Source organism: Paenibacillus sp. Y5S-9 (genome assembly GCF_036894235.1).
Classification (GTDB): Bacteria; Bacillota; Bacilli; order Paenibacillales; family Paenibacillaceae; genus Paenibacillus.
Genome location: NZ_CP145887.1, coordinates 5285954 through 5309738, shown reverse-complemented (window position 1 = coordinate 5309738; position 23785 = coordinate 5285954). Strand labels below are relative to the sequence as shown.

Below are 23785 nucleotides of genomic sequence, written 5' to 3'. Positions count from 1 at the left end.
ATTATGACAAATTTAGGTTTTGGTTATGAAGAGAAGTGACTAGGTTGACCAAGTAAAGCATCCCCATACTAAGGTACATAGGAGCGTGAGTAGATTGAAGAAGCAGATTGAAGGACACGAGAAGAAGAAAAAACGGAACGGTTGGATCGTCGGGTTGGTAACGGCAGCTGTATTGGCAGCAACACTATTACCGATTGGCCCCGTACATTTGACGTCAACAGCGAAGGCTGCATCGGGAACAAGTGACACTGCCCTTAGCAAGTTCAAGGATATCAAGGGCCACTGGGCTCAAGCGACGATTGCCAAAGCTTATGAAAAAAATCTGATCTCTGGTTACCAGGACGGAACGTTTCGTCCCAATGGCAAAATCACGCGTGGGGAATATGCGACAATACTCGCTCGCGCGACTGGACTGGAGAAGGTAGAGGGGCAGAATCCCTTTGCTGATCTCAAGGGCCATTGGTCTGAAGCGGCGGTTAACCAACTTGTTGGACAAGGATTCATTAATGCAGGCGATTACGCGAAAGGGTTCAATCCGAATGCGGAGCTGACACGTTACGAGATGATGAAGTGGATTGCCAATGGATTGATGAAGTCCGGGAGCAGCTTCCAGGATGCTTTTAACGATACAAAAAACACGCTCCTTCCTACACCGGAAGTGAACCGGGGCACTATTCGTGCCGAGCAGATTCCTTATCTTGCCCTAGTTCGTGGTACAGGTATTGTGGGTGGATTTCAGGATGGCACATTAAAACCAGCGGATTCCACCACTCGTGCAGAAGTATCGGCCATTTTGCTGCGATATATGGATGTGGAGGGCACGGATGCCGGGAAGTATAGTGACCTGAATGAAATGAGAGAGGTCGGCACGACGGGTACGAATTTAACGACGATTAGCAATTATTTTTATACTAAGAACTCAGTCAAAGTAAGTGATATATCAAAAGAAGAAATTAATTTATCCAATAAATCTGGTGTAGTTACACTCCATAGATATATCGTCGTGGATGTTACCGAGGGTAAAGCAAAAGGTATCTATGCACCATTATTTATTGGTTCAGAAACACACCTTTTCAAAGGTAATTACATGGCTTTTGCAGATATATCTTTTACATCAAAAATTGAGAAATCCAATCTAATCACATTTAATGGAGGCTTATACAATGGTTTTTTACAGTTTAATCGATTGGACCTTAAGCAAGCATCCAAGAATGGCCTAGTTACTATTCCAGAAAGTTCAAGGGATTTGATAAAAAAAGATGTGAAGAAGAGATTTTGGATTACATCCGTTTTAGATGGTGAAAATGGAGCATATTCCTTTAATCAAAAAAGTGAAAATATACTAAAAATTCAGAATATGTAAATCAAACTTAATGGTGGTGGAGATATTTTTGTGTGCCCATGTTGAGAAGAAATCCTTAATTTTTATCTCAATTTTTCTTATTTATATGCTATTTTTTCATTTCACATCCTCAATTGTAGCTTCAAGTTCAGATTCGTATGGACCTAAAAAGCAAAAAATATCTAATACTGTACAATCTGAAAAAAGAATAGCGAATCCAGGTGTTTACTGGTATCAACTTGATAATGGTAATTTCAGGGCAGACCATACTTCTGGACCAACTCTCTCGGAGAACCTTAATGCTAATTCATGTTCTAAACCATACCCAGCTGAGAGGGATATACCTAACGAAGTTGATTTTTCCAGATGGCCAGCTGAACAATGGCCAGAGTTCCAATCCCAAAGAATTACACAGCGAATGGTAGAAAACATTCGGATTAAGAGTGTAGATTATCAAACAAGCAATAAGCAGTTATTCTATACTGGGGTTGGTACTACGGTTATAAGAGAAGGTAGTACCATAGTAAAAATCATTACCAAAACAGGAGGTTCACACCAAGTAACGGAGTGGAATGATTATGAGAACGGTGGTAGAACAAATCAAGGTTGTCTCAAGCAAGTGGTAGCCTACCATACACCAATGGATATCATCTGGGAAGGTGATCTGGTTGAAGAGAAGGAGATCGATGTAACACCGGATTCGGTTATGACTATTGGACAAACAAAGCAGATGAAAGCCGAAGTTAGCACAAGACATTATGGCGAAACAGATTTTAATGGGGGCATCGACGTATCGCGAAGAGAGGCAGAGATCAAATGGTTTTCTTCTGACGAGACGATTGCAAGTATAGAGCTCAAAACAGGGATGTTAACAGCCGAAAGTCCAGGCACGGTCACTGTGCGTGCGATCTGGAACAATGGTACATATCTGATCTCGGATACCGCCACCATATCAGTCACGTCTGAGCCAGGACTTGTTGTGAATCTGCCGAATGCTTGTAAGGCCAATACGACACCTCTACAGGCAGAAGCAGTTTTAACCAAACCGGATCGCTCTGTTCATAAACTGACGGCTCATCCCAAATTGACGTGGCAGAGCTCGAATCCGACTATAGCCACGATTGGTGCTGATGGCAAAATCACGACAAAAGGTATCGTGGGTAGTACTACCATCAAAGCCCATTTTCTTGATTCAGCCCAGCAACTGGATGAACAAGGAACTCAGGTGCTTGAGGTGAAGGACTGCACGGGTAATGGAGAAGGTGGTAATGATGGCGATCCGGGGGGTGACCCTGCAAACGCTTGCCCTGTAACCATCAGCCCACCGAGTAGAGGCACGGTTATTGAAGCATCGGTTATGGACCCGTCTGTTCGGGGAGTGTTGAAGGCAGACGAGCGGGAATCTGAGAAGTTCGATGTTACCCATGGTATTCCGACTTCGGAAGATCTTTATGCCAATGTCTTGGCCAAGGAATATCTGTTTCAGCACCGTTGGGTTAACATGACAGGAACGGTGACTTACACCGTTAAAGTGAAAAGGGTTTATCATAAAACCTGGACGATCCCGGGAAGAGCATCTAGTGGTGAGGGGGATCCAGGAACACCTCCTCAGCCGAGAGAACGTGATGTGCCTGGGGATAAAACCATGCAAGTAACAAGGACATATAGCTATTGGCAGATCGATAACCTGGAGGTATACAAGTTAAATGAGGCCAAGGTATCTAACTATGCGCTAGGCGGTTATGGTGACACCGTGACCCTGACGCCCAATGCATATACAGCACCGACTTTGCAATCGGCTATGGATACTGCGGTTACCAATCATGTGAAACCTGCGCCATGTCGAGAAATTGATCTTGGCATCAAAGGGGTTCCGGGTGGTTCTACTGAACCCTCTACGCCAGATGAAACGTCATTGTTTCAATCTGAAGCTGAAGCGGAGGTTAGAGAGAGCACCGTTAATAACGACAAGGTAACCTTTAATGGAGCGACAATTATGGATCCTGCTCCTGTGGAGAAAACAGCTCCAAGACCTGGGACGATCCCGCAGCCTGGCATGATCGGAGACGATGTTCTGTACCAGAACCGTCTGACGATCAAAAACACATTGTTGAACAAAGCTAACCAGCCGACCACGGGTGAGATTACGTATGGACTGCTCCCTGGCAATGTTAACGGAGGGCAGGATCAGAAGTTCCCTATTCTGGGCATCAACTCGGTGACAGTACATACTCCAGTTGTGAACTACGCCTGGGTGTCAGATGATCAGCCGCATAATCAGAAGACTACGCCTGATCCGACCAGAGCTGCACTTATTTTAGAGCGTCCGTTTATTGTACGAATCCCAACTTCAGGGCAGCATCTGGATGTAGCGAGTTACCCAGGTTATGGAAACCATGATTATGCGAAATATTTCCGGATCAAACAGGTTCGTTTCCCATTCGATGTTTATAACGGTGCCAGAAGTCAGTTTATTCCGGCCATGACATGGGTGGATATTCCGGTAAATCAGTTGGACACCCCTTTTTATCTTCCTGTATGGGTAGATGAAGGAAATTACCAGATCGAGTTTCGTAATATCGCCGAAAATGCACCGGCAAACTTCACAGAACAACAGGATGCCAATACGAATCTGACCCATCATGTCGCAGCAGATACCGTTGCTGTAGAGGTTATCGGACGATTGTATGATTTTCACATTACCGATATTTCAGACTACAACTGGGAGAATGTGTTCCGCAAGCGGATGGGCAGCCCGGAACCAACGGGTGTGAGCTATTGGACCGGAGGAAACGGTATTGACGGAGATCCCCGAGGTAATTTGGCTCCCTATGTCCTGCCTATTGGTCCCGGCAGTCATCCGGTACAGGGTTTCCGAAATGCAGTGGTGAAGACGGGGTACCATTTCAAGTTTGATCTGAAGACCAAGGGCAATATGTTTGGAAAACAGGATGGTATCCGAATCACGCCGACGTTCTCATTTGTGAGTAAAGATGGCACCACCCGACAAGAAGTGGATTTATACTACCATCGGGGACAGGAACGACTCATTCGTATCGGATCGGCACAAGATTTAGAAAAACGCTTTGTTGTCCTGAACTCACGGTTGCGGAATGTACCCGGTATGGAGTTAGGTGATACTGCGCGCTACCAGTATACTTATGAACTGTCGGAGGAGGAACGCAATCAGGGTACAATGGCGGAACATATGGTTCGTTATGTGGATCAGACCTCTCATCATAAAACGTGGGTAGGTCATTATGACTGGATGATTCTTCCTTCACAGATCCGCACACTCATTGGCCCAAAAACAGATATTCCCTCCAGTGTTAATGTGGATCGGGCGAATGCAGCGATTCAGCACTGGTATGGGGAATATAGCTTGCCAGCAGATGTATATGCAGTGCCCAAAGGAACCGATCTCGAGTCGCTTGCCAGACAAAACCGGTTGGATGAGAAGGCGACGGTATTTCTGAGGGGCGGTTACATTGTGGTTAACTTCAATATCGAAACATTGCGCAGTGGCAATACGAGTGCACCACATCTGCAATATATTCATGCACCGTTGATGAATCAATGGGAAATGGAAGGTTTTGATAACAGCCCGGTAGATGGTCAGGGGAGAAGCTGGTCGATGCAAGATGGGGACGTGGTTTTGTACCATGCCGATCAATCCAGCCGTAATGATTTCCAATCCCAGGTACCACATTAGAGAGATATCGTTTTACTTATAAAGAAGGCAGGCGTAATGTGAATCTACATGACGTTTGTCTTCTTTTGTGTAATTTGGATTATGGCTGGGCAGCAGAACGGGTATAAAGGGTAAGGAGCATTCGTTCCATCCATATTCATTAATTTTCTCAACGAGAGGGGAACCACACATATGATTGAAGAGAATAAGCAGGATATGTTGATTTCAGAAGATACATACGAAGGAAGAGATCTGGGTGTCACATTAGAAGCACAAGCCTGTCGCTTCAAAGTCTGGTCACCGTTAGCAGTTCAGATGGAACTACTTCTGTATCCACCTTTGACAGGGGGGACCCCGGAGGAAGAGCCCAATCAACGGAAACAGCAGGCGTTACCTATGCAAAAGAAAGAACAAGGCGTCTGGGTTCTGGAACTGGAGGGCGATTTAAGTAGCTACCGTTACATGTACAAGCCTACTTTCGAAGATGGACATTCAACCCATGCTGTAGATCCTTACGCACGAGCAGTGACCATGAATGGAGAAATGGGTGTAATTGTAAGACTGGAGCAGACACATCCGAAGGGATGGAGTGAGGATATTCGTCCGGAATTGACCAGTCCTGTAGATGCAGTCCTGTACGAACTGCATGTACGTGATTTTTCCATTCACCCATCATCGGGTATAACGAATAAAGGCAAATACATGGCTTTCACCGAGACGGGTCTGCGTGATTCGGAGGGCGACACACTGGGGATCGATCATTTGGTCGAACTCGGGATTACCCATGTGCATCTGCTGCCTGTATTTGATTTTGCGACGGTGGATGAATCCAGGGTGGATGGTGATACGTCTGATGCCTCCAACTATAACTGGGGATATGATCCACTTCATTACAATGTCCCCGAAGGTTCCTATGCATCACGTGTAGATGATCCGGAGACACGAATCCGTGAGTTCAAATCAATGGTGCTTGCCCTTCATAACAAGGGAATAGGTGTCATTATGGATGTGGTATATAATCATACGTTTGATACGGCAGGCAGCTCTTTTGAAAAATTGGTACCCGGGTACTACTATCGACAAAACGCCGATGGGACCTATAGCAATGGTTCAGGTACGGGTAATGAAGTGGCTACTGAACGCACCATGGTTCGTAAGTTTATCATCGACTCTGTCCGTTACTGGGCAGAGGAGTACCATGTGGACGGTTTTCGATTTGATCTGATGGGCCTGATCGACACAACTACGATGAAACAGCTTGCAGCGGAATTGCACACCGAAGTGTCACCTTCCATATTGTTATATGGTGAACCATGGGGCGCACTGGATTCGCCGCTTGGTGATGATATGACTCTAAAAGGAACGCAGCGCGGAACAGGGTTTGCTGTGTTTAACGATAATTTCCGCGGAGTGATCAAGGGAGACAGCGATGGTGTGGGTACGGGATTTGCGACGGGCGCGGACGGGAAAGAAGACGATTTGTGGACTGGCGTCCGGGGAGCCATTCAGGATTTTACGGATGGTCCATCCGAGACGATTAACTATGTAACAGTGCATGATAATCTCAACCTGTGGGACAAAGTCGCACGTACACAAGGACTCCACGATACCTTGAATTTCCTCACCTATGACGAGGATGGAAGTATTCGTGGATGCCAGAGTGTGGAAGAGGCAGTAGAGAAGGCTAAGCCTTACCTGCAGATCGATTCGGAACACATTCTGGAGAATGAGACCGTTAGGCGTTGTCTGCTTGCCAATGGTATCGTTCTAACCTCCCAGGGTGTTCCCCTGATCGCGGCTGGAGATGAGCTGCTTCGCAGCAAATATGGGGACGCCAACAGCCACCAGAGTGGAGACGTAGTCAATGCCATACATTGGGAGCAGAAGAAGCTGTTCAAGCCGGTATTTGATTATTATCGTGGGCTGATCCGTCTTCGGCGAGAACATCCAGCCTTTCGGCTTCGTACACGGGAAGAGATCGAGAAGTATGTTCGTCTGATAAAAAAAGGCAATGGGTTGCTAGCCTATGAACTGAACGGTACAGCAGCCAGCGATTCATGGGAACGCATTGTTGTCATCTATAACGCGGCAAAAGAAAACCGTGACATCGCTGTTCCCACAGGTACATGGAATGTGATTGTAGAAAAAGGACAAGCAGGCGTTAATACGATACGCACCATACAGGATGGTCAGGTACATGTGAATGCGATATCCCTTACGGTGATGTATTCCAATTCCTAATGAACGCAATGCTTGCCAAGAATTGAAGGGCCCAACAAACCATTAGTAAAATGGCTAACAAGGCCACGGTCAAGATTCCAATCAAATCTAATCAAATAAATTGAGATAAAATAAATCCTCCTTTCCCGTAAGAAAGGAGGATTTGTTGATGCATCAGAGCCATTGGCTTGGTCTCAGGACTATACATCGTCATATATCGACCTTCTTTATGTTGTGCATCAGTTGGGCATTTTTAATCTCAACCCAATGACATCCTGCATTATATTCTTGTATATTTCAAACTTTTTTTGTCAGGACAGGTACAAATGCTGTCAATCTATGGCGCTTGTTTTCATATCTATATTTTGAAAGCGATTGCTAATTGAATACGCAAATTGGACCGATATGATGAGTACAGACAACCCCGGGTTGACAAATCACGTCCCGCTCCGTAACATCGGGACAACACGAAAACAATGGATATAAAGGCGGTGGGAACGATGCCGGAATGGACTTCTTTTCGTTACGAAGGCAACGATCTTGGCTTAACATATACTCGTGCTGCAAGTACTTTTAAATTGTGGGCACCTACGGCACAACAGGTTTATATATTGATTTTTGACGATGAAGGGCATTACAACGATACTGGTAAAGTACAAGATCATGAAAATGGGCAGGAACATACTCTGACGCGCGATGCGGACGGAATATGGAGTCTGAAGCTCAGCGGCGATTGGGCAGGACATTATTATATGTACCGCATTATCCATGATGAGCAGCGGATTGAAGTGGTTGTTGATCCTTATGCCAGAGCGGTAACGGCTAATGGGCAACGAACGGCTATTATAGATCCGGAGACCACCAATCCGGTTGATTGGGACCAGGATGTCAAACCTGCTTTTCTGCGTCCTGTCGATGCCGTGTTATATGAGTTGCATGTCCGTGATTTCTCCTCGGATCCACATGCAGATATTCCGTATAAGGGAAAATATCTGGCATTCACGGCATCTGGACTGACGGATAGAGCTGGCAATAGCATTGGGGTAGACCATCTTGCCGAACTGGGAGTCACTCATGTACATCTTCTGCCTGTGGCAGATTATCAGACGGTGAATGAACTCGCTACAGCAGATGTGGGTTCAAATGTCAGAGCACCATACAACTGGGGGTATGATCCCCAGCATTATAACGTTCCCGAAGGTTCGTATGCGACAGATCCTCGTGATCCTACAGTTCGAATTCGGGAGCTCAAATCACTCGTTCAATCGCTGCACAGACAAGGCATTCGCGTTGTACTTGATGTTGTCTATAATCACACGTATAGTGTCGAAGAGGGACCTTTTGAACGGATTGTACCAGGTTATTATTACCGTTATCGGGAGGATGGCACCCTCAGTAATGGTTCTGGTGTAGGCAATGAATTGGCGACAGAACGTCCAATGGTGCGAAAATATATTTTGGATTCTCTCCGATATTGGGCAGAAGAATATCATGTGGACGGATTTCGATTTGACCTCATGGCCCTGATTGATACGGAAACGATGAATGAATTGACACGCGAATTGAGGGAGCAGATCGATCCGGCGTTTCTGATCTATGGGGAACCCTGGATGGGTGGAGATTCACCTTTGGACCGTAAAACCTTAAAAGGAACCCAGCGAGGTCAGGGGTTTGCAGTATTTAATGATCACTTTCGCAGTGCAATCAAGGGCGATAGTGATGGCAGCGGCAGAGGATTTGTCACGGGTGCCGGAGGGCAGGAATATGAGCTTATTAGAGGATTAGCCGGAGCACTGGATGATTTCACATCTTCACCTGTAGAAGTTGTCAATTATGTAACTGCCCATGACAATCTTAATCTGTGGGACAAAATTGCAACAACAATGAACCTTAGACATGAATTAGGATTTCCCGTATGGAAGGACGGACAGCCCGTAGGTGGTGGGAGTGCTGAGTCCGCTGTAAAAGCAGCAGATCCTTATCGGTATGTGGATGCAGATGATGTTTTGAATCATGAGATGGTTCGTCGCTCTTTACTGTCTTCCGGGATTCTACTTACTTCTCAGGGAATTCCGTTTCTGCATTCAGGGGATGAGATGCTCAGATCCAAAGCCGGTGATCATAACAGTTATCGGAGCGGGGACGCGGTGAACGCTATCACATGGGCCAACAAATCACGGTTCAGACCAGTGTTCGACTACTATCGTGGTCTTATTCATTTGCGGCGCACACATCCCGCTTTTCGTATGATTGATGCTGAACAGGTTCGAAATCACCTTCGTGTTATTCGTGCGGATGGCAATGTAGTTGCCTTTATACTTCATGATGGTGCGAATCAGGACACTTGGAATCAGATTATGGTCATCTATAACGGAACGGAGCACCAACAGCATGTCGACCTGGGTGAAGGGGACTGGCATGTCGTAGTCAATGATCATCAGGCAGGCACAGACTTGATCGAGACTGTTCGTGGTACTGTTCAGGTAGAACGATGGTCCTTAATGGTACTGTATGACACAGAGCATGCTGGAGGCGCTGAACCATCAACAGTGGAGATTAGTTTTCCTCGTCAGGTATATAGTCCACAGGAGACCACTCAACTGCGAGCGATCGTACGGGACAGCATTGGTAATGTGGTCGAAAAAGCTCCAGTTACCTGGACTTCTTCTGATCCGGCTATTATTCAGATCCAGCCTGATGGAACAATCCATGCACTGGAACGAGGGGAAGCTTCGATTACAGTCCACTGTGGGGACATAACGGCCAGCTGTATGTTACAAGTGGATTATCGTCATGCTGAACGAATCGAAATTGTGGGCGAACCAGTCATGTACATGACTCGAATCAGTCGCTTCCGTGCTTTGGTTCTGGATCAATTTGGTCAGCCGCTTCAGGATTCGAATATACGCTGGAGCTCTTCTCATCCAGAACTTGCAGCGGTGAGTGCAGCAGGGATCGTACGTGCGATGACACCTGGAGTAACCCATATTATTGCTGAAGCTGGAGGAATCCGAGCAACGCTTGCCGTGACGATTCATAAACAGATTTCGCGAACCGTCACGCTTCGATACGAACGGGAAGACCAGCATTATGAAGGTTGGGATGTCTGGGTATGGGGCACAGGTATGGAGGACGGAGCAGTACGGCTGGAACAAGTCGGAAATGCCGCCGAAGCCCGCTTCCGCGTTGCTCCGGGTCTGCATCACCTGGGATTGATCATTCGATTGAACGAATGGGAAGCTAAAGATACGTGCGGAGACCGTTACGTGGACATTGTACCTGAAGATGGGGATGTGCACATTATTGTCCGTAGCGGATCAGACGAGATGCAGATCATTCGTGAAAGCGAAAAAACAGAGGATCGTGATAGCGCATAGTTTCTTAATTTATAACGTCGAACGTAGTTCGTCAAAACCTTGTTAAATCAGCAGTTGGAAGAGATTCCGACTGCTTTTTTGGTCTGATTATAAGCCGCATAACTTGCCAAAAAATAAAGAATTGTCCTGTTTCGTGTTTGAGATCCTCTAACATTGGGGTAAATATAGATATGGCCCACGATTCGGCCAAAGGAAAAAAGACCATTATGGTCTATAAGCGACGCTTTAGCGCTTTCCAACAAATATAATGTAGTGATCCCTTGAAGGAGGATGTTCAATCATGAAATCCAACGGAAAAATGGCTCAACTTACAGCAACGCCAAGAACGGAAAAGAAAGGTGCAGCACTGCGCCTGTTAAGACAAGGCGGACGAGTTCCCGCAGTCGTTTACGGCCCGGGACTTGAAGGTGCTTCAATACATGTAGATGAAAAAGAAATGCTGAAAGTGGCACGCACAGGCCGCTCCGAAATGTTCAACCTGAATGTTGAGGGCGGTAAAACGGTTCCGGTGCTGATCAAGGATCAGCAAGAGCGTAACGGACGTTTGCTGCATGTAGACTTCCTGCAAATTTCCAAGAACAAGCCGATCAGCGTAAGTGTATCGATCGACTTCCAGGGTACAGCGGCTGGCTCAAAAGCTGGCGGTGTATTCCAGACACAAGAAACACAATTGGAAGTAGAAGGATTGCCTGCGGATCTGCCAACGTCCATTGAGGTGGATGTGAGCGGATTGGATATTGGTGATCGCTTGACTGCTGCGGATATTAAACTGGATAAAGGTTTGACACTCATAACATCACCTGAGTCCATCATTGCGTCCGTCATGCCGCCACAAGCGGCTGAGGAAGAGCCAACAGCTTCTGCTGAGGAAGCTGAACCGGCAGCTGAAGAAAAAGCTACAGAAGAATAAGCGAAGCTCAGGGATCTCATCAGATCCCATGCTTAGCCGAAGCCCAGTCCTAGTGACTGGGCTTTTTATATTTCCTGGACAAACATCTGGAAGTGAAAAATATGTGAAAAATATTGTAACACCCCAGCCACCAATCCACGAACTAACTGATTGGAAGCGTAATGTCAATTAGCGTTCCCCAGCCGGGCTTGCTCTTGATGCGAAGCTCACTTTTATGACCGTAAGCAAGCTGAATTCTTCTCTGTGTATTAATAAGGCCGATGTGGTTTGCATCCGTCGAATCACTAAACAACCTCGTGCGAAGCTCGACCATTCGCTCCTCCGATATACCGTTGCCGTTGTCAATGATGGCCAAGCGGAGGGAATTGCCACAACGCTGAATCTTGATCTTGACTGCCAGCTTCTGATCCGAACGACTCAAGCCATGCTGTAGGCTGTTCTCGATCAGTGGCTGGAAGATCAGCTTGGGCACATGGTACTTCTCTAGCTCCGCGTCATACTCCCACCAAATGTAAAATCGCTCCCCATATCTTGTTTTCTGGATCGCTGTGTAGCTCTTCGTATTGGCGATTTCCACGTTAAGCGGCACAAGTCCATTTTGCCCGTCCAGGGAGTACCGCAGAATATCGGACAAATGCTCCACGATGCTCGTTAGCTCATTCGGCCCTTCGGTATAACCTGCTGCCTTCCAATGTATCGTCTCCAGCGTATTATAGAGAAAATGAGGGTTGAGCTGCGATTGTAGGGCGGCGAACTGGGCGGCTTGCGTTTTATACTGGCTCTCTGAAAGTTGAACGCGCATATAGTTGTGCTCGATAAAATTTTGAAGCAAACTGCGGATGATTTGGCTGTGAACGTTGTTACCCTTTGTGCGGTGTAAAGGGAGCGGCTTGCCTTGTTCTGCTGCGCCGAGAATGGACATGATGATCTTAAGGTCCAAATAATTCTTCTTCGTCAAATGAAAGGCTAGCAGAAGCGCTGCGAGCAACGCCATAATCATCAGCACAGCCCCGATGCGAAGCAGGCGATTAAGCGCGGTGTACAGGGTTTGCTTTGGAGTGACAGAGATGAATACCCAGTCATAGGTCTTGGAGTAAATCATATTGATCAAGGCCTCGTCATTCGGAGTTTGTGTCGTAATAAAGTTGCTTTTACTTGAAATGACCTGTTCCAATTCCTCGGGACTTAACTCGTACTGGGCGTTATTGCGGAATATAACAGAGCCCTGTTGATCGACAACGGCGAGCAGTTGCCCTTTTGCTGTAGAGAGATCGTTCAATCTGCGTTCAATATACTCCCGTTTGATATTAAGGACGATAACACCGCGAGTGTCATCTGACACCTTGAAATTGCGGTACATGGTAATGACATCTGCGTATTCAATCTCTTCGTTCAGATTATAGCGTGGAACCGCCCGACTTTCCGTCCAGATTGCTTCGTGATGCTCATGCTTTAGATAGCTGTCGTACCATAAGTGGTCTGGATCCTCTCCAAGCTCGATGAAGCCTCCGGTAACGGATGAAATGTAGCGCTGGTTGTCGTTATTTAGAAAAATATAGATGGAATCAATATAGGGGCTGGCAATGGAGGGTGAATCGATAAAATTTTTTAAGACCGCCAGTTGTTGGTAATCCTCTGCCGATGGCAGGGGCTTGTTCAGCATACCCTTGAGGTTCATGAACTGGGTTGTGCTGGCGATGATATGCAGGTTCAGGGAGTTCTGTTCATTGAACAGAAGTTCAATGTTCTCCTTGGTCTGTTTAAGCATGTTCATGTTGTTGTTGTTAATTCCGTGAACGACGTACTGCTGGATCAGGAAGGCGGACAGAGCACCGAGAACGAGGAGAGGGATCAGCATGGGCAAAAGGAAGGTCAACAGGTTCTTGATGAAAAAGCGGACGGTGGTCGTGATCATAAGTTATTCCTCGTTCCGATATTCTCTCGGAGTCATGCCGAAAAAGCTCCGGAACATTCGCGTGAAATTTTTTGCGTTACTGTACCCGACGATTTCGCTGATCTCGTACGTCTTGCAGTAGGTAGTCTTCAGAAGTACGGCCGCATGTTGCATGCGAAGCTTCGTCACATAATCCGAGAAGTTCTCACCGGTCTTGGTCTTGAAGTATTTGCTTAAATAGAAGGGGTTAAGAAAAACATGCTTTGCGGCGTTCTCCAGGGTGGCGGCGGACAAGTTATCCTGCAAGTAAATCTTAACCTTCTCGATGGTCTGGTCCGCCAAGCCGCTCTCTGCGGTTGATGCAGAGAGGGGAGGGGCAGGCATTTTTGCATTGTCCATTTCGCTTCGGAGATGTCCGAACACTTCGGCGATTTCCGTGTATTTAGTAGGTTTTGTCAAATATCTCTTGACTCCATACTGTACGGCCAACTGCGCGTATTCGAATTCCTTGAAGCCACTTAGAAGAACAACCTTGACCTCCGAGCCTTGTCGGTATAGCCGTTCTGCTACATCAATGCCCGACAAGGAGGGCATGCGGATGTCACAGAGAAGCACATCCACAGGCTGCTTCTGGATAAAGGCGAGTGCAGCCTCACCGTCGCACGCTTGCCCGACAACTTGATAACCGAATTCATGCCATGGGAAATAGTTACTTAGACCGTTGCGAATTTCGCTCTCGTCATCGGTGATTAGAAGATTGTACACGGCCCACACTCCCTTCTTTTTTATTAATTCTTAAAATTTGATACCTTTCTGGTCTTACGGAGGCATGGATGCCAAGAAATGATTCCAAAAGCTAATGTAAAGTGTCTTTAATTAATCGTCATATTGACGTTAAATAAAGTTACAAGAAGAGAGACATGATTGAAATGTTAGGGGGCGCTCGCAAGAAAATGAATCTTATATTTGAAATATAGCATAAGTGTCCTATGAAAAATATGTAGTTTTCCCCAAGAAAAAAGAGAAAAAAGTGTGGGATTTCACAGGTGCCTTCATAATAGGATGTTTTTTAAATGTCAACAAACATAACATAAAAACTGGTTAGTGGCATACCAAATATTGAGGCAAAGGAGGGGCTGCACATGCTACTAGAGCTTAAGGACGTAAGGACCGTTTTCAAAACGGAAAAAGGGGAAGTCACTTCGGTGGACCGGGTCAGCCTTAAGCTGGAGAAGGGGGAAACCATCGGTATCGTCGGCGAATCGGGCTGCGGTAAGAGTGTCACTTCTCTCTCGATCATGAGGCTGCTCGGCAAGAACGGCAGCATCAGGGAGGGGGAAATACGGTTCATGGACAAGGATCTCGCGAAGCTGCCTGAGGCCGAGTTGCGCCTGATTCGCGGCGGAGATATTGCGATGATCTTTCAGGAACCGATGACCTCACTCAATCCGGTGTTCACTATTGGGAATCAATTGACGGAAGCCATCCGGCTACATACCGAATTGAGAGGCAAGGCTGCTGAAAGATACGCAGTCGAAATGCTTGAAAAGGTCGGCATCCCCCGTCCTGAAGCGATTATGAAGAGCTACCCACACTCTCTATCCGGGGGAATGAGACAGCGGGTGATGATCGCAATGGCACTTTCCTGTAAGCCGAAGCTACTCATCGCCGATGAGCCTACGACCGCACTGGACGTGACGATTCAGGCACAGATTCTGAATCTGATGAAGGAGCTCCGCGAAGAGATGGGTGCCTCGATCATGCTCATCACCCATGATCTCGGCGTTGTTGCGGAGATGGCGGACAAGGTTGTGGTCATGTACGCCGGTCAGGTGGTCGAGGAAACGGACGTGTTTACCCTGTTTGAGAAGCCGCTTCATCCTTACACGCAAGGATTGATGAGATCCATTCCCCACATTGAAACTGATGCCGATGAGATGCTGACCTCCATCCCGGGTGCGGTGCCTCCACTTACCAACATGCCGAAGGGCTGCCGATTCCATACTCGCTGCGAGTTTGCCGCAGGGAAATGTCTTTCCGAAGCGCCGAAGCTGCTTCCGGTTCAGGAGGGACATCAAGTGCGCTGCTGGATGTCACAGGATCCCGGTGCCTGGAAGACGCGAGAGGAGGGGGTCATATGACGCTTGCGGAACGCAGAGTGGCCCAAGAACCTCTGCTTAAAATCGAAGGCTTAAAGACGTACTACCCCATCAAACGAGGATTGTTATCCCGTACAGTCGGGAATGTCAAAGCAGTGGACGACATTTCGCTGGAGCTGTACCAAGGAGAGACGCTAGGACTTGTTGGTGAGTCGGGCTGTGGCAAGTCGACCATCGGCCGGAGCATCATTCGACTCGAGAATCCAACGGCCGGCCGAATCTGGTTCGAAGGGCAAGAAATTACGACAAGCAAAATGTCGGACCTCCGCGAGGAACGAACGAAAATGCAGATGATTTTTCAGGACCCCTACTCCTCTCTTAATCCCCGGATGCGGGTGCAGGAGCTGCTGGCCGAGCCGATGCGGGTGCATGGCTTGGCCAGTGGAGCAGAGCTAGAGACAAGAATAGATACCCTTCTGGATACGGTTGGCATTCTCCGCAGCTACAAGCAGAGATTCCCTCATGAATTCTCAGGCGGCCAGCGGCAACGCATCGGCATCGCACGCGCACTCTCCATGAACCCGAAACTCATTGTGTGCGATGAGCCAGTATCCGCGCTCGACGTCTCTATTCAGGCACAGATCTTGAACCTGTTGAAGGAGCTGCAGCGGGAGCTCGGACTCACCTATTTGTTCATCGCTCATGGTCTAGGGGCGGTTAAGTACATCAGTACCCGCATCGCTGTTATGTACCTTGGCAAGGTGGTTGAGATCGGAACGAAGGAACGGATCTTTGCGAATCCGCGCCATCCGTATACCCAAGCTTTGCTCAATGCTTATCCGGTACCGGATCCCCGCAAGCGTGGACAGGAGCGAATCGTTCTTCAGGGAGATGTGCCAAGTCCCGCTAGTCCGCCGTCAGGCTGCCGGTTTCATACCCGTTGTCCGTTCGTTCAAGCAAAGTGCAAAGAGGAGGAGCCTCTTCTGCAAGGAGGAGAACACGCAGCGGCTTGTCATTATCCATTGACTACAGGATAAATCGCAAGAGAGGAGAGAGAGCATGTTTACTTACGTCATTCGCCGCATTCTGATTGCGATTCCCGTCTTGTTTGGCATTACGATTATCAACTTTGTCATCATCAACCTTGCGCCGGGTAACCCGATCGACATGTACATGACACCGGACACACCTCCGGAGCTGCTTGAGTTGCGTAAGGAGCAGCTTGGATTGAACGATCCGATCATCATTCAATATTTCAAATGGCTAGGGCAACTGCTGTCCGGCAATCTCGGATACTCTTTCAGCACAAGCGAATCCGTTATTTCGCTCATCGGTGAGCGTCTGGGGCAGACGGTGCTGCTCGGCATCTGTGCTCTGCTTATTGGCCTTTTGATCGCGCTACCGATCGGTATTATGAGCGCTGTCCGGCAAAACTCGAAATTTGACTACCTCATGACTGGACTATCATTTGTCGGAACCTCGATTCCCCAGTTTTTCCTTGGTCTCGTGTGCATTTATATTTTCGCTGTTCAACTGGGCTGGCTTCCCGTCGGCGGAACGGAGGATCTTGGTGGAGGAGGAGGGTTAGGCGACCGAATCAGTCATTTAGTGCTTCCTTCCATAGCACTGGCCGTCGGTATTGCGGGACGCAAAGTGCGTTATATCCGGGCCAGCATGCTGGATGTACTGAAGCAGGATTACCTGCGAACAGCGCGAGCCAAGGGGCTCAAAGAGTTTTATGTTACCAACAAGCATGCGCTACGCAACGCTCTGATTCCGATCATTACCGTCGTCGGAATGGAAATCCCGATGCTCTTCGGGGGAGCCGTCATTGTTGAGCAGTTGTTTCAATGGCCGGGCATCGGTCAGTTGACCATTCAATCGATCATGTCCCGCGACTATTCCACCATCATGGGCCTTAATCTGGTCGCTGCCATCATTGTGCTGGCCGCCAATCTGCTCACGGATATTTTCTACTCGGTAGCCGATCCTCGCATCCAATATCATTAAATTAAGGCTTATTACTGTGAAACGAACACGAATGAGAGGAGGCGGACTCGATGTCTGCTGTACAAACCCCAGTCGCCGGAGGAGTCATTCTTCCCATTCAACAAGAAGAGCCCGAGGGTGTCTTCCGGCAAATGGCCCGGCGTTTCCTAAAACATCGGCTGGCCGTCGCCGGTCTTGTCGTTACCTTGCTGCTTATCCTCATCGCAATCTTTGCCCCGTGGCTCTCCCCGCATAGCCCTTATGCGGTAACCGCCGAATTTTCTGCCGCGCCTTCATCTTCCCATTGGCTTGGAACTGACCAGGTGGGAAGGGACGTGCTGTCTCGTCTGCTATACGCGACGAGAGTCGCTGTCACGGTTGGGTTCGGAACGGTCGCTCTGTATGTGGCGTTCGGAACGATCATCGGTCTTTGGTCTGCTTATGTTGGTGGCTGGGTCGATATGATGGTCATGAGAATTACCGATATGTTTATGGCATTCCCCTACATGATGGTTATTCTCGTTGTCGTCAGTGTGCTTGGACCAACGCTTTGGACGCTCGTACTTGTTCTTGCTCTGTTTTCCTGGCCGTCCATCGCCCGACTTGTCCGGGGGAGTGTATTGACGCTCAAGCAAATGGATTACATTAAAGCCGGAGTCGCTCTGGGGCTCAGCACGCCGCGCATTGTCTTCCGTCACATCCTGCCGAACGCGCTGGCACCGATCATCGTAAATGCGACCTTTGGTGTTGCGGCGGCAATCATGGCGGAGTCAGGGCTGAGTTTCCTAGGCATGGGCGTACAGCCGCCGACCGCCAGTTGGGGCAATATGCTGACGGACGCTCAATCCATTAGCGTCATGACCGACCAGCCCTGGCTTTGGCTGCCTCCCGGAATCATGATTCTGGTGACGGTGCTCGCCATCAACTTCGTAGGTGACGGGCTGCGCGACGCACTCGACCCTAAACAATAAACCACAATGCATCTCTCAAATATGGCATTCAAAAAGATAATCAGGTGGAGGAGATCAGATGAAAAGGGTGCGTAAAGTTTGGATTTGCGGAGTACTGACATTATTAATGGTATTGGTCGCGGCCTGCGGTTCGAATTCTGGCAGCAATAAAACAACGTCTCCGGGATCGGATGGCGAGAGCGCTTCTGCTTCCGGAGGCTCCGGTCAGCCTCTTTATATCGGTCTTGTGAATCCGGTGACAACATTCGATGTCTTCAATCTGGACAATGCAGGTGTTTTCGTTAACTCGTTGATGAGCGATACGCTTGTTGCGATGAACAGCGAATATGGATTCGATCCGAAACTTGCTGAATCAATCGAAACGACGGACAACCGGAACTTCACCATCAAGCTGAACAAGAATGCTAAGTGGAGTGACGGGGAATCGTTCACGGCGGACGACGTTGAGTTCACATTCCGGATGTTCACGGACGTTAACGTGAAGACACTCCTCAACATGACGTTTGTCACTGGACTGAACGAAGCCGGTAAGAGAGAGGAGGGGCAAACGGAGTTGGGATTTTATGAGAAGGTTGATGATTACACTTTTGTTATCAAAACGAAAAACCCGATGGAGACGAATCAATTCAAGAGTCAATTCGGCACGTACTTCCGCTTTTTGCCAGAGCATATGTTGAAGGACGTAGCCCCGGTGGACCTTAACAAGAATGAATTTATGATGAATCCTACGGTCACCAACGGGGCCTACAAGTTCGTCAAGTTCGCCAAGGACCAGTACGTTCAGCTGACCGCGAACGAGCAATATTACGAGGGTGCGCCAAATATCAAGAATATTTACATCAAGATGATGCCGGCGACAAATCTGGCAGCGCAGCTCCAGACAGGGGACATACAGTTGACTTCTCCGGGTGTAGGTCTTATTCCAGTGCAGGATTTTGACAAGGTAGCCAATATGGCGAATGTGACTACGGGCTACGGCGATGCGAACAATCCGAACATTATGTTCATCAATTCGAAGAAGTTCCCGGATTCAAAAGTACGGCAAGCAATTGCTTATGCCATGAACCGCCAGCTTATTGTAGATCAATTGCTCAAAGGACAAGGCGAACTCGTGGATGGCATGCTCGGCCAAAACCACCCTTACTACAATAAGGAAATACCACTGTATGGCTACGATCCGGAGAAAGCGAAAGCACTGTTGGAGGAAGCGGGCTGGGACTTCAATCAGACGATTGAATTCGTCGTTCCGACAGGTAACAAGATCCGTGAACAAGCTTCTGACATCATTGCGGAGAATCTGAAAGCAGTCGGTCTGAAGGTACAAGTGACAAAGCTTGATTTTCCGACAACCTATCAAAGAGCACTTAAGCACGATTACGACTTGACGATAATTAATCTCGGATTCATTCTCGATCCGAACTCCGTGCTAGGGCTGTTCAAGACAGGAGTCAGCTTCAATATCGCAGACTATTCGAGCACCGAAGTCGACGAGCTGCTGGTCCAAGGAGCGGAGGAGCTGGAGCCATCCAAGCGTTTCGAGATTTATAAGCAGGTTCAGCAAATCCTGCACGACGATGTTCCGGTTATCGCTCTGTTCGCTGACAAGCAAATGTATGCTGCGGCCAAAAATCTAGACCTTGGCAAAGGCCTTGAGACCAGTACAGTCGGCCTGACAAACAATGTCGCCAAGTGGACGTTCAACCCATGATCGAATAACGACTAGCTTCGGTTCAGGGAGGAGCTGTAGATGCCAGGTTTGAAAAAGGAGAGACCACCTTTGCTGAGCGTAGAAAGTCTCAAGACGTATTATCCGATCCGGCAGGGCATTTTCTCTCAAGTCACAGAATACGTCAAGGCGGTCGACGGTGTTAGCTTCTCGATTCGCGAAGGAGAAACGCTCGGTCTTGTCGGAGAATCGGGCTGTGGTAAGTCGAGTGTCGGTCGCACGCTGCTTCAACTAGAGACTCCTTATGAAGGAAAGGTTCTCTATGCGGGCCGGGAATTGGCAGAACTCGGCAAGAGGGAACTTCGCCAAACTCGGGCTAGCATAGGGGTGATTTTCCAAGACCCATACTCCTCGCTTAACCCCCGGATGAGGATCAGTGATATTCTGGAAGAGCCTCTGCTAGCGCACCGACTCGAGAGCCGTTCGTCTGTTCGGGATCGGGTGGATATGCTGCTTGAAACAGTCGGAATTTCGAAAGAAGACAAAAGTCGTTATCCTTATGAATTTTCAGGAGGACAGCGACAGCGTATTGGCATTGCGAGAGCTTTGTCCCTAAACCCCAGGCTGATCGTGTGTGACGAGCCTGTTTCCGCTCTTGACGTCTCTATCCAGGCACAGATTCTGAATCTCCTGAAAAAGCTCCAGAAGGAGGAGGGGCTCGCTTATCTATTCATCGGACACGGTCTAGGCGCCGTCCGCTATATCAGTGATCGAATAGCGGTCATGTATCTGGGAAAGATCGTGGAGATTGCGAGCCGGGAGAAGCTGTTCAGGGTGCCGAAGCATCCCTATACGAACGCCTTGCTTAGTGCAAATCCGGTAACAGATCCCGGGCTTCGTTCGCAGAAGCGGATTATCATCCAAGGGGATGTGCCAAATCCGGTTCGCCCGCCAGGTGGCTGTCGTTTCCATACGCGCTGTCCGATCGCCAAAGCAATCTGTCGCGAATTTGAGCCGGAGCTCAAGGGTCACGATCATGCCGTTGCCTGCTTCGCATTTGATTGACCGATGGCCGGTACTCAAAGTATTTGCTGCATCTGTTGCATCCTTTGCCTGTGAATAATGAAGATTAGCCAAAATAAAGGAGAGAGGTGTTTAGGATGAATGAGAAGATCATTGAAGAGGTTACTGCGTATATCGAAGGGAAGAGAGATGTATTTATTGATGTAAGTGACTCGATCTGGGGCTTCGCTGAGACGCGATTCGAAGAGTTTGAGTCAGCAGATTTGCTCTGCAAGGAACTGGAACGTGAAGGGTTTTCCGTTGAGAGAGGTGTTGCCGGACTCGCCACTGGCTTTATAGGCAGCTTCGGGAACGGTTCCCCGATCATTGCAATTCTTGGTGAGTTTGACGCCTTGGCCAGTCTTAGCCAGCAAGCGGGGGCAGCGGTATTCAATCCTGTTGTGCCAGGGACAAATGGACATGGATGCGGGCATAATTTGCTCGGAGCAGGATCTCTTGCGGCTGCCTTTGCGGTCAAGAATTATTTGCAGGAGCATCAAATCTCCGGCACGGTTCGCTACTATGGCTGTCCGGCTGAAGAGAGTGGATCCGGTAAAGCCTACATGGCCAGATCAGGCTTGTTTCAGGATGTCGACGTCGCTTTTTGCTGGCATCCTGCCACGATGAATGTTGTCATGCATATGTCCTCTCTTGCCAATCTACACGTGCACTTCAAATTCGCAGGCCGCAGTGCCCACGCTGCAGCCGCGCCCCATCTCGGACGAAGCGCGCTGGACGCGGTCGAGCTGATGAACGTGGGAGTGAACTACTTGCGTGAGCATATGATTTCGGATGCCCGAATCCACTATGCCGTGACGAATACAGGCGGCTTCGCACCCAATGTTGTTCAGGCGGAAGCAGAAGTGAATTATTTGGTTAGGGCGCCGAAGTCCTCCCAGGTGGCTGACCTGTTCGAACGGGTTCTCGATGTTGCTCGTGGAGCGGCTCTGATGACGGGAACCAAGATGTCATATCACTATGAAGGTGGAGCGTCCAATCTCATTCCGAATGCGACCCTGGAAGGCAAAATGCACGAGTTCCTTAGTGGGCTGGAGCTTCCCATTTATACGGAGGATGAATTGGCCTTTGCCCAAGAGATCTTTGCTGTGATCCCGGATGAGGATAAGACGAGTGCATCGCGGCAAAATGGCAAGGGGGTTCATGACATGCTTTCGGCTCGCCCTCTTGCGAGCTTCGTTGCTCCACTTATGGAGACAATGCGCGTTATGCCGGCGTCGACGGACGTTGGAGACGTCAGTTGGAATGTGCCAACTGCGCAATGCGGCACGGCGACCTGGGCTTACGCGACGCCAATCCATGCCTGGCAGACCGTTGCGCAGGGCAAAAGCGGCTATGCCCACAAAGGCATGCTGCTCGCGGGGAAAGCGATGGCGTGTACTGCCATTGCAGCGCTGCTCGATCCTGTGCTCATCGAGATGGCAAAGGCTGAACTGACGGAAAGGCTGGACGGAGAGTCATACGTTAGTCCGTTCCCCGATGAGGTGATGCCTCCGAATCTTTCATTTTCTCAAAGTACTGGCGGAGCAGCAACTGAACAAACAACGATGAATGTGTAATTCCCATCCAAATGAATATAGAGAATGACAATGGCAGAGAAAGACCATCGAAGCAAAATAAAGCTTCGGGCACCGCAGGAGCAAGTCAGCGGCTGGCCAGCCGCTGGTTACACCCAAGCTAAACGTACTGCCATCCGACGCAACTCTGGAGAGAGCGAATAATCCACCAGAGGGGTAACAACGGTCGGAGCTACTGGATGCTGCGGAAAAAGTGCATGGAAAGTGAGAATATACTACAATAAACCTGAACATAGGCTTGATCAAGTGATGAGAACCAGTGCAGATGAAGTCAAAGGAAAAGAAAGTGGGTTTATTTCAATGTTTGACCCAACGGTGTATGACAATCTGAAAGTCGGGTTTGAGAATTATCTCTATGATATGGATAACCTGGACGAACGTATTCAGATTACAGGGCGTAAAGATCGGCTGGAGATGGCAGTGATGTCCAGAGAGTTCACAATAAAATTCTGTCTTAGGGATCGCCCGGAAGTAACAGGGGAAGTCGTATTAAGCAGTTCCCTTGAGGAGCTTGCAGCGGAGATCCTGGAGACGCCTGGTGCAAATCCGGGTTGCCGCTTGGAACTACGGTTTAGTACGGTTGTGAAGGACCCTGAGAAGCAGTGCCCGGTTATTCGTCCGATCTTACAGAAGAGCTGGCCTGAGCAGAGGATGTGCCAGAACATCCGATATATCTTTGATGAACAGCCAATCATGTATAACGTCACGGCTCATGTTTATTTTGACCGCAGTGTGAATGAAGACCAGATGGGGGACATTGCTGAACTCTGTGAGCATATGGCGAATGTGATGAATCAATTATTACAGTTGCATAACTAGTAATTCCGAGAAAAAGTCTTGTCTCTTTGTAGAGATCAGGGCTTTTTTTGTATTATTTTTAGAAAATTGTATAGGCTTTCAGGCTTAGGTTTAAGGCCTTTTAGGTTAATGTTTTACGCAAGCAAGTAAGAGAATGTATATTAAAGGGGG

Annotated in this window: 16 protein-coding genes; 14 read left to right on the top strand and 2 right to left on the bottom strand. The window is 48.4% G+C overall.

The annotated features are described in order from the left end of the window. The first annotated feature begins 94 nt into the window (after window positions 1–94). From V6669_RS23370 to V6669_RS23350, 5 genes are all read left to right on the top strand, one after another. Complete coding sequence (locus V6669_RS23370; protein ID WP_338588299.1) at window positions 95–1363, top strand: S-layer homology domain-containing protein; 1269 nt, start codon at window positions 95–97, stop codon at window positions 1361–1363. Between the two features lie 397 nt (window positions 1364–1760). Continuing rightward, window positions 1761–5054 carry a DUF5704 domain-containing protein gene (locus V6669_RS23365; RefSeq protein WP_338588298.1) on the top strand — a complete coding sequence of 1098 codons (3294 nt, stop codon included), beginning with the start codon at window positions 1761–1763 and terminating at the stop codon, window positions 5052–5054. A gap of 171 nt (window positions 5055–5225) precedes the next feature. Beyond that, window positions 5226–7274: a type I pullulanase gene (pulA, locus tag V6669_RS23360; RefSeq protein ID WP_338588297.1), complete on the top strand. Its 2049-nt coding sequence runs from the start codon at window positions 5226–5228 to the stop codon at window positions 7272–7274. Between the two features lie 479 nt (window positions 7275–7753). Next, complete coding sequence (gene pulA, locus V6669_RS23355; RefSeq protein WP_338588296.1) at window positions 7754–10630, top strand: type I pullulanase; 2877 nt, start codon at window positions 7754–7756, stop codon at window positions 10628–10630. A gap of 280 nt (window positions 10631–10910) precedes the next feature. Beyond that, complete coding sequence (locus tag V6669_RS23350; RefSeq protein ID WP_076212356.1) at window positions 10911–11540, top strand: 50S ribosomal protein L25; 630 nt, start codon at window positions 10911–10913, stop codon at window positions 11538–11540. A 142-nt stretch (window positions 11541–11682) separates the two neighbouring features. Here the strand turns inward: V6669_RS23350 and V6669_RS23345 are convergent, their stop codons facing one another. Continuing rightward, window positions 11683–13455 carry a histidine kinase gene (locus V6669_RS23345; RefSeq protein ID WP_338588295.1) on the bottom strand — a complete coding sequence of 591 codons (1773 nt, stop codon included), beginning with the start codon at window positions 13453–13455 and terminating at the stop codon, window positions 11683–11685. Between the two features lie 3 nt (window positions 13456–13458). After that, a complete protein-coding gene (locus V6669_RS23340) occupies window positions 13459–14199 on the bottom strand; it encodes a response regulator (RefSeq protein ID WP_338588294.1) in 741 nt (246 codons plus the stop codon). 371 nt (window positions 14200–14570) lie between these two features. Between V6669_RS23340 and V6669_RS23335 the strand changes: the two genes are divergently transcribed. The 9 genes from V6669_RS23335 (at window position 14571) to V6669_RS23295 (ending at window position 23635) form a co-directional block, all read left to right on the top strand. Continuing rightward, window positions 14571–15575 (top strand): ABC transporter ATP-binding protein, encoded by a 1005-nt coding sequence (locus tag V6669_RS23335; protein WP_338595025.1) that lies wholly within the window; start codon window positions 14571–14573, stop codon window positions 15573–15575. Continuing rightward, window positions 15572–16570, top strand: a complete 999-nt coding sequence (locus tag V6669_RS23330) for an oligopeptide/dipeptide ABC transporter ATP-binding protein (RefSeq protein WP_338588293.1) — start codon at window positions 15572–15574, stop codon at window positions 16568–16570. The genes V6669_RS23335 and V6669_RS23330 overlap by 4 nt, the downstream gene beginning before the upstream one ends. A 22-nt stretch (window positions 16571–16592) precedes the next feature. Further along, window positions 16593–17543: an ABC transporter permease gene (locus V6669_RS23325; RefSeq protein WP_253440055.1), complete on the top strand. Its 951-nt coding sequence runs from the start codon at window positions 16593–16595 to the stop codon at window positions 17541–17543. Window positions 17544–17593: 50 nt separating this feature from the next. After that, complete coding sequence (gene opp4C, locus V6669_RS23320; RefSeq protein ID WP_253440053.1) at window positions 17594–18493, top strand: oligopeptide ABC transporter permease; 900 nt, start codon at window positions 17594–17596, stop codon at window positions 18491–18493. 58 nt (window positions 18494–18551) lie between these two features. Further along, window positions 18552–20201 carry an ABC transporter substrate-binding protein gene (locus tag V6669_RS23315; protein ID WP_338588292.1) on the top strand — a complete coding sequence of 550 codons (1650 nt, stop codon included), beginning with the start codon at window positions 18552–18554 and terminating at the stop codon, window positions 20199–20201. A gap of 39 nt (window positions 20202–20240) precedes the next feature. Continuing rightward, window positions 20241–21224 (top strand): oligopeptide/dipeptide ABC transporter ATP-binding protein, encoded by a 984-nt coding sequence (locus tag V6669_RS23310; protein WP_338588291.1) that lies wholly within the window; start codon window positions 20241–20243, stop codon window positions 21222–21224. Window positions 21225–21319: 95 nt separating this feature from the next. Then, window positions 21320–22798 (top strand): M20 family metallopeptidase, encoded by a 1479-nt coding sequence (locus tag V6669_RS23305; protein WP_338588290.1) that lies wholly within the window; start codon window positions 21320–21322, stop codon window positions 22796–22798. Window positions 22799–22828: 30 nt separating this feature from the next. Then, a complete protein-coding gene (locus tag V6669_RS23300) occupies window positions 22829–22960 on the top strand; it encodes a hypothetical protein (RefSeq protein ID WP_338588289.1) in 132 nt (43 codons plus the stop codon). A gap of 105 nt (window positions 22961–23065) precedes the next feature. Further along, window positions 23066–23635 (top strand): hypothetical protein, encoded by a 570-nt coding sequence (locus V6669_RS23295; RefSeq protein WP_338588288.1) that lies wholly within the window; start codon window positions 23066–23068, stop codon window positions 23633–23635. The last annotated feature ends 150 nt before the right edge of the window (window positions 23636–23785 follow it).